The 15,296-nt window shown below is 35.8% G+C and carries 7 protein-coding genes and 2 pseudogenes; 8 read left to right on the forward strand and 1 reads right to left on the reverse strand.

Annotation, left to right across the window (positions count from 1 at the left end; translation table 11 throughout):
- Positions 1-8 precede the first annotated feature (8 nt).
- The 4 genes and pseudogenes from OPR24_RS03615 to OPR24_RS03630 all read left to right on the forward strand — a co-directional run bounded on the left by OPR24_RS03615 (position 9) and on the right by OPR24_RS03630 (position 4,635).
- Entirely contained in the window at positions 9-812 is an 804-nt protein-coding gene (locus OPR24_RS03615; protein ID WP_265032637.1) for a helicase RepA family protein, read from the forward strand.
- Positions 813-853: 41 nt separating this feature from the next.
- Positions 854-1,348: a hypothetical protein gene (locus tag OPR24_RS03620; protein ID WP_265032638.1), complete on the forward strand. Its 495-nt coding sequence runs from the start codon at positions 854-856 to the stop codon at positions 1,346-1,348.
- Positions 1,345-2,565, forward strand: coding sequence for an AAA family ATPase (locus OPR24_RS03625; RefSeq protein ID WP_265032639.1), 1,221 nt, complete (start codon positions 1,345-1,347; stop codon positions 2,563-2,565). The genes OPR24_RS03620 and OPR24_RS03625 overlap by 4 nt, the downstream gene beginning before the upstream one ends.
- Positions 2,566-2,884: 319 nt before the next feature.
- A pseudogene (locus OPR24_RS03630) lies at positions 2,885-4,635 on the forward strand (AAA family ATPase).
- A 12-nt stretch (positions 4,636-4,647) separates the two neighbouring features.
- Here OPR24_RS03630 and OPR24_RS03635 read toward each other — a convergent pair.
- Entirely contained in the window at positions 4,648-5,106 is a 459-nt protein-coding gene (locus OPR24_RS03635; protein ID WP_265032640.1) for a hypothetical protein, read from the reverse strand.
- A 118-nt stretch (positions 5,107-5,224) separates the two neighbouring features.
- Between OPR24_RS03635 and OPR24_RS03640 the strand changes: the two genes are divergently transcribed.
- The 4 genes and pseudogenes from OPR24_RS03640 to OPR24_RS03655 all read left to right on the forward strand — a co-directional run bounded on the left by OPR24_RS03640 (position 5,225) and on the right by OPR24_RS03655 (position 15,296).
- On the forward strand, positions 5,225-5,905 hold the full coding sequence (locus tag OPR24_RS03640; RefSeq protein WP_265032641.1) for a hypothetical protein: 681 nt from the start codon (positions 5,225-5,227) through the stop codon (positions 5,903-5,905).
- A 7-nt stretch (positions 5,906-5,912) separates the two neighbouring features.
- On the forward strand, positions 5,913-6,227 hold the full coding sequence (locus OPR24_RS03645; RefSeq protein ID WP_265032642.1) for a hypothetical protein: 315 nt from the start codon (positions 5,913-5,915) through the stop codon (positions 6,225-6,227).
- Between the two features lie 17 nt (positions 6,228-6,244).
- On the forward strand, positions 6,245-13,372 hold the full coding sequence (locus OPR24_RS03650; RefSeq protein ID WP_265032643.1) for a Tc toxin subunit A-related protein: 7,128 nt from the start codon (positions 6,245-6,247) through the stop codon (positions 13,370-13,372).
- A pseudogene (locus tag OPR24_RS03655) lies at positions 13,372-15,296 on the forward strand (DUF4815 domain-containing protein). Before OPR24_RS03650 ends, OPR24_RS03655 begins: the two are co-directional and overlap by 1 nt.

Consider the following 15,296-nt stretch of genomic DNA (forward strand, 5'->3'; position numbering starts at 1 on the left):
GGAGTAATATGGAACAAAACTTTTTCAATATCAGTCAAAAAATTCCCTTTTTCAGTGTGAAAGAATACTTAGATGATCAATCACCAACACCAGAAGATATTATCCACCCTAGAATTTTAACAAAAAGAGGCTTATTGGTACTAGGTGGCCCACCTAAAATCGGCAAAAGTGACTTTTTGATCTCTTGGCTTATCTACATGGCTGCTGGAGTTTCATTTCTTGGTATGACACCAAATAGACCTTTGAAAATTTTTTACATGCAAACTGAAATTGAATATGAATATATGAAAGAACGGTTGCAACAACTTCAACTTGATAACGAACTTTTGAATGTAGCTGCTAACAACTTAATCATTACGCCAAAAGTGCACTTATCATTTAATCATGATGAAATAAGTGAAATCAAGGAAATTGTGAAAGAACGCTTTAAACCTGATGTTTTGGCCATAGATCCATTGCGTAACATCTTTAGCAGTGAGTATGGAAATGAAAATGATAACAGTGCTATGCTGTTTTTTCTGCAAAAGACTCTTGAAAAGCTACGCAGTGCTGTCAATCCAGATGCTTGCATTGTATTAACTCATCATACAAAAAAATTATCAAAAAAGATGCTGGAAGAAGACCCATTTCAGGGTTTGAGCGGAGCTGGTTCTTTGAGGGGATTTTACAGTACGGGAATGGTGATGTTTTCTCAAGATGATGAAAGCACTGTACGTCAGATAGTATTTGAACTGCGTAATGGTGAACGTGTGGCAAGTAAGCTTGTCGATAAGATAAATGGTCGTTGGAAGATTGTAGACCAATGGAGTTGATTCTTTTTTTTCACTTTGCAATTAATCTATAGGAGGACAATATGCTATCAGATTTTTTAACTGATTTTAATACTGCAAAATCACAAAGTAATTTAATACCAAAAGGTACAGCGGTAAAAGTCAAAATGGCCATTAAGCCTGGAGGTTATGAAAATTGGTTCACTAAAAGCTATACTACTGGCAGCATCTATTTAAACGCTGAATTTACTGTCACTGAAGGGCCATATGCAAAACGTAAGATTTATCAAGTAATTGGTATTAAAAGTGGCAAAGCAAGCGTTGAAGGAGAAGATACTTGGGGAGAATCTGGTCGTTCTATGTTGCGAAGTATTTTAGAGTCAGCACGGAACATTCATCCACATGACACTTCAGAAAAGGCAACTCTTGCTCGTAAGCTGAACTCTATTGCAGATTTAAATGGCCTAGAATTTACCGCAAAAGTTGGCATTGAGACCGATAGTAGATATGGAGACAGGAATAGAATTGCTACGGTTATTACTCCGGAACAATCTGAAGTTGATTGGTTACCATTTTGAAGTACGACGAGGAGAAGCTCTGGATTGCTGTAATTGAGAGAGCTATCAAAGATGCAGCAGGAAAAAATCTAGAGCTAAAGAAGGAAGCAACTGAGTGGTTAAATTCGAAATCTTTTGAAACTGTTTGTGAGCTAGCTAATCTCAGCTCTAAACGTATGAAAAGTATGTATGGGAGTTTTATGCAGAGAAAGGAAATAAAAGGATTATTAATTGATAATATTAAGGAGTGTGTACCTTACCTAATTCCAAGCGGTAATTTTTATCGAGAGAGGACTTATGTTGGCAATTGTGATGGGGATACGATTACAGTTAAAATAGTGGGTAAAGAAGCTGGAAATTGGCGTAATTTTACTAAAGGAATCAGTGGTGATATTATTGATCTTTGGACTTTAGTTACAGGTGATATAAATTCTGCCAAGAAGTGGTTAAATACTAAAAATACTGAGAAATTACAAAATAAAGAAGAAATAAAAAAGTGGACAAAGGGGAAAGGAGCGTTTTCTCTGAGACAGTATTTAAGCGATCAATCTCCAATGCCAAAAGACGTCATAGGACCAAGAATTCTGACATCAGGGGGGCTTTTAGTTATAGGCGGTACTCCAAAGGTTGGCAAAACCAGTTTTCTACTCTCTCTATTAGCACATATGGCAGCCGGAATATCCTTTCTTAATATGAAGCCTGCAAAGCCACTAAAGATACTATATTTACAGGACCAAATGAATCGTGAAGGTGTGAGAAGGCGCGTGCAGGAGCTCAAAAAGCTTATGAGTTTGGTAAAAGAAAACTTGGTCATTACTTCAGAAATAAAAATAACGTTAAATGACGAAGGAATAGAGAGAATCAAAGACATTATTGTGGAAAAATTTGGGACAAAGATGATCGATCTTATTGCAATAGACTCTCTGACAACGCATCTGATGCCACTTTCTCTTTTACGGAGTGGGATTGAAAAATTGCGCTCTATCGGCATTGGAATAATCATGACCCATCACACTAAAAAAGTATCCACAGCTACACTGGAAAAAGAACCGTTTCAGGCCTTAGTTGGAGCTAATGCACTCAGAAGCTTCTATACATCTGGTATAATAATGTTTCAACCCAGTAGAAGCAAAAATATCCTGCAGATAGCGTATGAACTTGGAAACGGAAAACCTATACAAGCAAAATTTATTAGCAGGGCTAACGGATGTTGGAAAGCTTCTAAGGTTGTGGCATAGCAAAGTTGAAATTGTTAAATCTATTGTGATTTTACACTACAGAAAAACGGGCATATTGATTGAAAAAGAAGAGCTTAAAACTCAGCTTTTACAAAACATCAGATCTTGTCTTTCGTACTTACTACCTAATGGCACTTTTTGCAAAAATGAGTTTCAAGTAGGCGATGTCTGGGGTAATAGAGGAAAAAGTTTAAGAGTAGAGCTAAGTGGCAGTAAAACCGGGTTATGGAACGATTTCGCAACCGGGGATAGTGGTGACATTATCGATCTCTGGGCAGTCATACACGGGAAGAACGCGAGGACAGAGTTTTCTGAAGTAATGGCTTCTATAGGTGAATGGCTTGGCAAACAACACACTAGAGAAAAAAAGAGTATCAAAGATCTAGAACAGTACATGACTTGTAGCTGGAATTATTACGATGAAAACAACCAAGTTATTGTTATAGTTTACCGTTATGACCCTCCTGAAAGAAGGAATATCGTCCATTTGATGTTAAAAAGCTAAGTTTTGGTGAACCAGATATAAGGCCACTCTATAACATTCCAGGTATCTTAAAGTCTGATAAAATTATTCTTGTGGAAGGAGAAAAATGTGCTGAGGCACTTATAGAACAGGGGATTACTGCAACAACAGCGATGTTTGGAGCAAATGCACCTATTGATAAAACAGACTGGAGTCCACTTAAGGGAAAACATATTATCATTTGGCCAGATAATGATGAATCTGGGAAAAAGTATGCTGAAAAAGCTGCAAAAAAGCTTTCAGATCTTGGAGTCGCGTCACTTTCTATTCTAAAGATTCCACAAAACAAGCCAAAGAGTTGGGATGCTGCAGACGGTGTGTTAGAAGGAATGAACGTTGAAGAATTTATCGAAAAAAATTCTGCAAAACAGTCGCTTAACATTTTAGATTGGAGTGTGAGTCGTTATTTAGGTCAAGCACCAGTACAAAGATTTCTTGTTGAAGGGTTATTTCCTTTAGGCGTAACTTCAATAGTAGCTGCTATGGGAGACACAGGCAAAGGTATGCTTCTTCTTGACCTAGCGCTTAAGGTTGCAAGTGATACAGATCAAGTATGTGGTTTTGGCCCACTTGTTACTGAGCATGGATCAGTGGTGATTTTTTCAGCAGAGGATGATGCAGATGAAATACATCGTCGCCTTGATCGTCTTGATCCTGAAGGTAAAAGAGCAGAATATCATGATCGGTTATTTATTATACCTATGCCAAATATGGGAGGACCTTTCTCTATGCTAAAAACCAACATGCGCGGTAAATGTCCTGAAATTTCAGAAAAGTTTGAAAATATTAGTAGACAGTTAAGTACAATCAAAAATTTAAAACTAATCATCTTTGATCCATTAATATCATTTGTCCATGCTGATATAAATTCAGATCCAGAGCTTGGTTGGTTTTCTACAGGATTACTTGCAAGTTTAGCAACTGAAACGGGAGCTAGTGTAATTACTGCACATCATATGAGAAAACCTAAAATTTCAACCGTAGAACAAGCAAGAGAAGCAATAAGAGGCACTACTGCACTTGTTGATGGAGTTAGGTGTTCTTTTGCACTATGGCCTGCGTCTACAGAACATCAAAATTCAGTATTTAATGATCTGAAAATCGCAAAAGTTAACAATGCAATTTATCAAGGAGCTATAGTCAAATCCAATGGGTTAGCAGACAGAAGTACAAGGACTTACTTGCGTTCACCAATTGGCTTACTTGAAGATATATCCGAGCAGCTTAAACTTAATACATTGTCTGATGAATATCTAAAAAAGATACTTACGCAAGCCATTGCCATTTCAGCACAAGCAGGACATCCATTTACCCATACAGGCGGACCAGGAGTGTTTAAACAAAGGCACAGATTACCAGCTATATTTCATAATATCAGTAGGCATAAGCTTGAGCACTTAATACAGGTCTTATTAAACGAACATAAGGTAGTGAAAGGTATGGCTGCAAACTCAAAAGAAGATAAATGGCTTGATGTTCCAAATGGTCCAATTGCAAGAGGTGAAGGTAAATTTAAGTTAGGTGCTGGAATTTTTAACTTCAAATAAGATTTCCATTTTTTAAAGGCAACTCAAAGAACGTTCTGTAGACTTAGCAGCACCTAAAGAAAGTATAAAGGGATTGAGACGGTAACCATGGTCTTTGCAAGAGTATCCTGGCCAGCCGACATTCTCGATAATATCGTTACAATCAATGCCAAGCTTCTCGAATAAATTTTCTTTTATTGCTTTGATCATTCTATTTAGGGGTCTTCTAATCTTGTACTCTAAGTTGTGAATTTCTGAATTAAAACCCAAACGCTCTCCTAGTTGATTAATATTAAGGAATTTATATTTTTCTGCTGGCAATCCGTTTTTGAAATCCTGCCAAAACTGAGCTAATAACACATGCATAATATCAAGACATGCTACTGAATACTTACTGATAACTTCGATGTTATTTATGTAGATTGAGTTATTTATAATATGCAAATGCAGTATCTTAGGCTGAGATAGCTCAGTAGATGGAGTTAGCGACATTTATTAATTTATTACGTTCAATAAAGTCATTGTAGTATATTTTTAATAAAAAAGTAGAAATTTTTTGGACGAATTTTGAAGCTACCGTGTATATATACTATAGGGGTCAAACTTTCGAATGTCAATACTCACACAATCAGGTCGAGCAGCAATAGCAGCAAGTATAAAAGAGCAAGTTATACATCTTGCCTGGGGAAATGGTGATGCAGGCTGGGAAAGTAGCCATAGAGCTGAAAAAATTTCTTTCACCGATGATGACGAAATAACCTTAGATCACCAACCTGTTAAAAACGTAAAAGTTTTTACCGGGCAAACAATTTATCAGCCAAGTATTGATTATATAGTTGATAGCAGTACTGGTGTTATTAAGCGCATAGAAAACAGCTCCATTGCAGAGGTGACCATAGAGTATACTCAAGACACACCACCGGAATTCATTACTTCTGCAACATTAATTAAGGAAGTTGGACGTCGTGTTGTTGATGAGATGCTCTTCTGCGTGGGTGATGAAAATGGAGAGCTTGTTACTCCCTCCGGAAGGTTTAAACCATCAAATGTACCAACCAATAACTTGTACCTTAAATTTACTTTCGATTTCACGGACGCAGCAAATCAAGTGATAAGGGAGCTCGGGGTTATGGTTGGTACTAAAGTAAAAGAAGGATTACCTACAGGACAGAGATATTTTGAACCAAAAGACGTGGAAAATCCTGGAATTTTGTTAGTTTTAGAACATACAGTACCACTTATCAGAACAGCTGCCACAAGAAAGACTTTTTCATTTGTGGTTACATTTTGAAAAATTTATGAAAGGAAAAAAAGAAATGACAAAAGATGCGCTTACTCGTTTGCAGAAGATAGGACTTGATGATTCCACTGCTGAGCAGCTACTGAGTTTTAAAGATAACGGAAATTTTCTATATGACTCAGCGTTTAAGATTACTGACTTATCTGAAGATAGGTTTGTTGAAGCAGTAAAAGATACATTTTTAGAAAGCACAGCACGGGATATCTATCAAAAAGCTGTGGCCAGGAAAAAGTTTATCTCAGTTTATGTAGCAAATGCTAAGGAAATTTCTGAGCCTCATTATCGAGCTCAACGCTGCTGCAACATACATTAAAATTTATAGGGGAAAACATGCATATACCAAAAATCTTTAATACTGATGATTACAATCAGTGTGAAAGTTGCCAATCAGTACTAAGTCCTGCAGCTTATCTGGTTAAGTTATTGGAAATAGTTGGTAAATATATCACAACACAACCAACTAAATCACTTGAAAAACGTCGTCCAGATCTCTACTGCATAAAACTAGATTGCAATAATACTAACAAAGAGAAGTTATATCTTGAAATCGTAAATGAGATAATGGAGGAAAAGCTAAAGCATGATCTTGGAGATGATGTTCTAAGTAAACTTGCAACTGCCAAATATCCTTTTAACCTTCCAGCAAATTTTCCACTAATGAGTATACGTGCTTATCTTAAGAAGCATAAGACAAGCTTAGCAGAGATATATAAAATACTCATTGCAAATGCTGACACTGATGCAGAATTTTTAAGCCTTTCCCCAGAAGAGCATGAAGTAATTACGTCTGATAATGAAACAGAAGCTTATTTAAAAGAGGTATATGGAATAAAAGACGGGAAAATAGATCAATTGAAAAATGTTGATAAATTCATTGCACAAACAGGTATAGATCACGATAAGCTTCAACCGTTGCTTGATAGCTATAAAGGTGCAAAAAAACTTACTATTACAGAACAAACTATAAATAATCTTGATAATCAAGCACTGAGCTTTCTACATCGCTTCATTCGTTTAGCAAACAAACTTAATTGGTCATTTGCTGAATTAACTCAAGCACTAAATGGGAGTAAAATTGATCAGAAAAAAATAGCAAAGATTAAAAATCTACAAGAAAGATTTAAGCAACCTTTAGCTAAGATATTTGCATTGTATGCTGATAGTTTACCAGAGAGTATATCGAGTAAAATTGACAGTCTACCAGAATTTAAAGCACTTTTAAGTCAAAAAAACCTCAAAGATTTAGCTGCTACAGCAAGTAATTATAGCGCATTGCAAAATATTTTAGAAGTAAACAGTAATGAATTAACTGCTTTGATTAACTACCACAATGATCAAGAGGTATTCGGAGAAAAAATTTTAAAAGTATATAAACAAGTTCTGCTTGCAAGATTAGTAAACATACCAATAGCAGAGCTCTTATCACAATTAAGCGTAGAAGGAATAAATCTGGAAAATGTGGTTGAATTTAATGATTGGTTAAAGAAGCATTCAATTACGACAGAGCAAATACGCAGACTGATTGATCCTGCTTCAAGTAAGCAACTTGCGAAACAATTGCACAATTCAGTACAAGGGATAAAAGATCTGCAGAGTTTCTATAATGAAGTATATAAGAGCATAGGTAATATTCAACCTGAGATACTCGATGCTATTTATACGTTTACTGCTGATTCAAACAATCCACAACCATTTTTAGACAAAGGATTTTTAGAAAAGCTCATTCATAACATAGATGTATTTACAACGCTAAAGTTTGAAGCAGAGGGTATTACAAGTTACAAAAGTGCCTATAGAGGACAAGAAAAATGGTCAATTGAGCAAATCAAGACTTTAGCAAACTATAAAACACTAAAGGGATTATATTCTACGCTACCAGAATACATAAGCTGGTTATACGGCAATGACTACAGCAGTGATAAAGTAACAGAGAAAATGGCTCAGCTAACTGGTTGGAGTAAAGATACACTCGAAGCTATTAAAAAAGTCAAAATATTTAAGCAATGTTTTGGCAAGCAAGATTCGGTGAATTCTTTAATGAAGATAAAATCTCTTATGGATATAGCTGGAATCAATGTCAAAGTTCTACTGAAGCTTCAGGATTTATACAATTTAAAAGCAAGTGAAGGATGGAAAAAATATACCGATACTGAAAAAGATTTAGAACTGATCACTGAAAAAGACGAAGGATATTTAGCAAGAGAAAAGCGGGATATTCTCGCAAGGTACATGATACATACTAATCCGAATCTGAAAAATATGAGAGATCTTTATGGGTTTTTATTGATCGATGTTGAAATGAGTGAATGTTCAAAGATTTCGCCGATTAAAGCAGCACTAAATAGTGTCCAACTTTACATTCATCGCGCTATGATGAAGATAGAAGAGGGTGTAAAGGTTGATGAGAAATTCACTGAAGAAAAATGGAAATGGTTGTCTAGCTATCGTGAATGGGAAGCAAGTAATAAGATAAAATTATATCCAGAAAATTACTTAAATCCAACTTTACGTAAAATTGTTACTCCAGAGTATAAGAAACTACAAAACACGCTCATGCAAGGAAATATCACCGATGAAGGAGTAAGTGATGCATACATGAAGTATTTTGAAGATTTTGAACAAGTAACTAGTTTAAAAATAGTTGATAGTTGTTATGAAAAAGTAGAAGGAAAAAATACTTTATATGTTATTGGTCGCACCCTTGCACAACCCTATGATTATTATTACCGCACAGCAATATTTGATGAAGAAAACCAAAAGATACTTTACTGGACTGCATGGGAGAAAATAGAAGCATCGATTTCAGTTGAAACGGTGACGCCAATACATGCATTCAACAGATTATTTATATTTTGGGTGCAACAAATTGAAAAATGGAAAGATAACGAAAAAAGAATCGATGCAACGATTAATTACATCTTTCAAAAACCAAGCGGAAGTTGGACAGCACCACAGAAGCTTGCAAGTGATATTAAAATAGATCCAGTTGATGAAGCAAAAAAATTATACTGGAAGAAAGTGGCAGCTTTTTACCTTCAAGAAGAGAACGGAAAAGAAAAACGGATAGTAATTGTTATCGGCAAAACAAAGTTTGATAGTGTAAGTTTATCTAATCTATTTACTCTTGATGAAGATTTAGTTGCTAGTGAAAACCAGAAGGGAATATTTATTAATAGCCTTACTTATGAGACTCGTACTATCAATTTAAACAAAAAACTTCCTGACACACACAGTGTTGTGGTTGGCAATAGAGTTCTTTTTTTTAGAAGTATGGTTCGTGGCTATCCTGATTTTCAATATTCTTCTCAAGTTGATATTTATGATAATGACAATGAAACCTGGACAACTCATCCCACTGTAGAATCACGCAGTGAAGTAGCAGTGGCAGTAGTAGGAAAGAGGGCTATTTTCTTTTGGGGCAGCATAAAAAGTAAATCCTCTTCAGAGAGAGACACCTACGATCTGACTGAATTCTCTTCAAAGATAGATATCTACGACGATGAAACGGGAAATTGGACAACTCACACCGCTAGTGAAGCTAGACAATCTGCAAAGGTAGCGGTAGTAGGAAAGAAGGCTATTTTTTTTGGTGGTTATAAAGAGAGCCCAAACCGATACTCTGCAAAAATAGATATTTATGATGATAAAACCAAAAAATGGACGTCTCATACTGCTAGTGAAGCACGATTATATCCAGGAGTAGCAGTAATAGACAAAAAGGTCATTTTCTTTGGTGGTGTAGGTGAAGAATGCTTTGGAAAAATAGATATTTATGATGATAAAACAGGAATATGGACAACTCATACCACTAGTGAAGCTCGATACCTTGAAAAGACAACAGTACCAGTGTTAGGTAAGAAAGCTATTCTCTTTGGGGGAAATAAAGGTAATGATCAGTACTCATTACAAATAGATATTTATGATGATGAAGCAGGAAGATGGTCAACTCATACTTCTAGTGAAGCACGTTTGGTTCCAGCAGTAGTAGTAGTAGGAAAGAAGGCTATTTTCTTTGGTGGTTACATTCCTGAAAGAGGTCGTTATTCTGCAAAAATAGATATTTACGATAGTGAAAAAGGAGAATGGAAAACTCATGAAGCTAATAGGGCAGTAGGTGATGTGTCAACAGTAGTAGTAGGCAAAAGGGCTATTTTCTTTGCAGGTGATGGAGCTTCTCAACAAATCAATATCTATGATGACGAAACTAACAAATGGACATCTATGACTACTACTGGTGTAAGTCATGTTGTCCACTCTATTCAAGATAACAAAGTAACGTTTTTTGGTAATGATATACGTGGTAACATATTAAAATGTGAAATACGGTTAAATAAATTTCAACATCCATCTTATGATGCAATTAACTATGACGATAAGCTTCTTTTTGGGGAAACTAAAAACATCTTTGAGACCAATATTACCAATAAAGAAGGTAATGCTAAACTTTTATATGAAAACGATCCCTCAAAACAATTAGCATTATTAGGTAATTTTAAAAAATCCCTATCGCAACAAGTAATCAATAAACCTGGATGGCTTATTGTTGAAGGTAACTTAGAGCGTGAAAATATTCGTGAGTCGTTTTTGGTTTTACCCAAAGATTACGATCTACCTGCAATTAGTGAGAAATCAACTTACAAGATAAACAAAAGTGAAAATAAGCTTGAGTTTAAATATATTAGCGAAACCCCAAAATCTAACTTTAAAGATATAAAATTCTCTTTTACGAGGTTAAACATCACTGGCAATGTTCGCTATTTACGTCAAAAAGCTTATGCTGGTGGGCCAAAAAGTATTTTAACCTTAGAATCGCAATCAGGTCCAAAAAATGAAGAAAAACTTTTATTTGCGAGATTTAAGCCACAAGATAGCGTAATTGAGCGTCCAAGTGATGCTTTGGAATTCAGTGGTGCCTATGGTCTTTATCTGTGGGAGATATTCTTCCACATTCCAATGCTGGTTGCTTGGCATTTGCACAAAGAGCAAGATTTTGCTACAGCAAGAAAATGGTATCCATATATCTTCAACCCTACCAATAATAAAGCATGGCAGTTTTTGCCTTTTGAAGAGCATAATAGCGATAATATCGTTGCATCACTGAGTGATACGCAAACTACTACAGAATTAGCAATTGATCCATTTGACCCATACACCATTGCAAAACAACATGTAACTTCATTTGAAAAGTACATCATCATATCTTATGTAAACAATCTCATCGATTGGGGAGATATGCTCTTTGCTAAGGGATCTTGGGAAGCATTAAATCAAGCTACGATGCTGTATATCAGAGCTTGGGATTTACTTGGCCCAAAACCTATTAAAAAAGGAAATTTTTCAGTTCAGCCTCAATCCTTCAATGAATTAAAACAGCATGATTTATTGCAACTGGAAACAGAACTACCAGATGGATCACAACTCGCAGTTCAATCTGATGAAGCTTATGATCTTATCAAATACAGCAATTACTTCTGCACGCCTGAAAACAAGAGCTTTATTGGTCTTTGGAATAAAGTTGAAGATCGTTTATACAAGATAAGACATTGTTTAGATATGGGAGGCAAAAAAGCAGTACCGCCTTTATTCCAGCCACCGCTTAATCCTGAGCAACTATCAGCAGTAACTGGAGGCTATTCTGTAGAATTACCACAAATACAACTACCACACTATCGCTTTAGCCAGGTGGTAAGTTATGCAAAATCAATAGTTGAAACTGTAATGCGGTTTGGCTTAGAATTGCTTGATGTTCTAGAAAAGAGAGATGCTGAGTCACTGACTATTCTGTACAACAAACAAGAAAGTATAATCAGTAACTTAATCTCATCAGTTAAAGAAAAAACCATAGAGTCCTTAAAGAAAGAACAGAATGCACTAAATGTGAGTTTAAACAATGCTGAGGAGCGCGGATCGCATTACGAAAATTTAATCAATGCTGGACTTTTAGGTCATGAAACAGAAGGCATTTTAGCGTATTCTCTAGCAACTTTAGCAAGACAGGGAGCTTGTGGTATATTTGGGGCTGCAGCATTAGCACATTGGTCACCGACAATATTTGGTTTTTCTTTTGGTGGTATTAAACCTGGCTTTGCTGTAGCGACAGGAGCAGAATTTCTTACTACTTTAGCAGATATTAAGAAAGAAGGTGCAGAGTTATCCAATATCATAGCAAGTTACCAAAGACGTGCAGAAGACTGGGATTTACAGAAAAAGTTAGCTACCTGTGATGCTAAGCAGATTAGCCATACAATAGAAGCTAATAAAATTAATCAAGCCATTGCTGAACAAGAACTAAAAGTACATAAAGAGTCAATCAAGCAAAACCAGGAAAAAAGGGAATTCTTTGAAAGTAAGTTTACAAGTAAAGAGCTCTATGACTGGATGAAAGGGCAAATAGCAATAATATATTTCCAAGCTTATAAGATGGCTTTAGAAATGGTAAAACAGGTGGAAAAAACTTATCAGTATGAGTTGAATAACGATAGAGTATTTGTTACAGCTAGCTCTTGGAACAGTTTAAAAGAAGGATTACTTGCAGGTCATAGTTTAAAATTTGCTCTTGAGCAAATGGCTAAAGAGTATCTTGATAACAATAAAAGAGCTCTAGAAATTACTAAGACCATACCTTTAAACCCTATTGCAATTAATGACTTAAAAACTAAAGGAAGTTGTAAATTTTCATTAACAGAAAAAATGTTTGATCTTGATTTTCCAGGTCATTATTGCCGTAAGATTAAAAGTATAAGAATTACTATTAAAGCAGCTCATGAAGACATTCATGCTACCTTGCAGCAAATAAGCAACAGAGTGGTACTTAAACCTGATATTGAGGCAATAAAATCATTACTTGGTGAAAGTGATGAATCAAATGAGTCAATAAGGGTAAATTGGAAAACAGGTCAACAGATAGCAATATCAAAAGGAAACCAAGCAGATAGTGGATTATTTGAATTAAACTTCAATGATGAACGTTATTTACCATTTGAAGGCACGGGGGCGGTATCTGATTGGATATTGAAACTGCGAAATGCTACGAAAGTTTCTGATGTAATTGTTCATCTTGATTATACTGCGTTTGATGGTGGCGAGGAGCTCTGCGATAAGGTAAAAGCTCTGCCAAAACTGAAGTACTATTATGACATGCTGGCAGTAAAGTTAAGCGAGTTTGATCAAGAAGAGTGGCAAAGATTTAAACGATCATCAGAGCTTAAGTTTAAACCTACTTTTCCCGCTGAGATCAAAAACCCAGAAATTGATTTAAGTTACAACGGTATTTACCTCATACCAAAGATCTCAGATGAAAGTCAGGTGGATATAAAACTTGGTAGTAATGTTTGGGATAGAAATACCCATAAAGTAACCGTAACTCAGCTAGAAAGTGATTGGGTTATAAAAGCAACTAATGCAGATAAAATAGAGGAGATTATGGTGATAATACCTTGTAAGGCAGAGGTTAATTAATGACCTCAAGCAGCTATTACAACCGCTTTAATCCTGATAAAGAATACGAAAAAAGCTTATTCCTGGCAGGAAGAGGTCTACAGTCAGCAGAACTAAACGAGACTCAGGAGTATGCTCTCTCTAAGCTTAAAGGCATAGGCGATGCAATATTTCGTGATGGTGATGTTATAACAGGAAGCAATTGTATTATAGATAGAGAAACTGGTAAAGTTACACTTGAAGGAGGAAAAATCTATCTTCGTGGAGCGGTTAGAAAAGTCGAAAAAGAAGAGTTTGTTATTCCTCTTAATACTATAGTTCGTATAGGTGTTTATTATGTAGAATCTACCATTACAGAACTTGAGGATGAAAATCTTCGTGATCCTGCGGTTGGTACACGTAATTATCAAGAAGTAGGGGCAGCAAGGCTTAGAGCTACTATCACTTGGGGTTATCAAGCTGAAGGTGTTTCTTCCCCTTTTTCTGTAAATGGAGAATTTTATCCAATTTACAATATTGAAAATGGAGTATTAATAGAACATTCACCGCCACCACAAGCAAATATAGTAACTACTGCTCTTGCTCGTTATGACAAAGAGGCCAATGGATCTTACGTAGTAAATGGCCTTGAAGTAATGTTTTTGCAAAGGGGCGAAAAAGGTGGAGAAATATTTGTGATTAATGAGGGAAAAGCTCATGTTGATGGTTATGAAATTGAGTTACCTCATAGTATTCGTGTTTCTTTTGATCAAGATCCGAATATAAAATCAGTTGAATCAGAACCACATACTTTTCAGCCAAATAGCCAAAGAGTAATGGAACTAAAAGTTAATGATTTTCCAATAAGTGAAATTAAAAAAGTAGATATCACTGTTCAAAAAACCATTACTGTTACTCACGGTTCATACTCTGGAGCTGTTGATCCGATACCTGATTCTGCAGTACTTGAGATTATTCAAATTAAACAAGGCAATGTTATTTACGAAAATAGTATAGATTACAAAATAAACGCAGGAAACGTTGATTGGTCACTACCAGGAAAAGAACCTGCGCCTGGAAGTAGTTACCTGATAACCTACCGCTGTCGCACTCATGTAAGCCCTGAAGATATAAATGAAGAGGGATGCAAAGTAAAAGGAGCAGTTGATAACAGCTTGGTTTTGATTGATTACACCTGGAAAATGCCCCGCTTTGATTTAATTACTATAGATGCAAAAGGCGCAATAAGAAGGATAAAAGGCATAGCTCACCCTTGGCGACCATCAATGCCAAAAGCACCTAGCGGACAACTTTTGCTTTGCTACATTCATCAGACGTGGAAAAAAGGCAAAAAGTGAAAGTAGTGAATGATGCTATTCACGCAGTACCAATGAATGAGCTTGAAGCAATGAAAAAAGGAATAAATGATCTTTATGCGCTGGTTGCACAGGAGCGTTTACGTAGTGATGCAAATTCAAGAGAACCTACCACCAAAAAAGGAGTATTTGTTGACCCATTCTTTGATGATGATATGCGTGATCAAGGAATTTCGCAGTCTGCAGCGATAGTAAACAAGGAATTAATTTTACCTATAGACGTGGAAATTATTGATGTTGAAAAGGGCACAAAACCTTATCTTTTACCATATGAACTTGAGCCGGTATTGGAACAGCTTTTACAGACTAAAAGTGAAAAAATTAATCCGTATCAAGCTTTTGATAGAGTAACCGCAAAAGTTACCATAAATAAAAATATTGACCACTGGACGGAGGTTACTACGAATTGGAAAAGTCCAGTGACAAGAGTTTTTAGTATTACGGAAACAACAGAGCTGCTGTCAAGTACTTCATACGAAGCTGAATTTATGAGAGAAGCAGTACAGAATTTTGAAATTGAAGGTTTTGAGCCAGGTGAGAAGCTTAGAGAGATAAAATTTGACGGAATAACTATTCAACCTACAGCGTAA

This window comes from Wolbachia endosymbiont (group A) of Sicus ferrugineus, from assembly GCF_947251515.1.
In the GTDB taxonomy this organism is placed as follows: Bacteria; Pseudomonadota; Alphaproteobacteria; order Rickettsiales; family Anaplasmataceae; genus Wolbachia.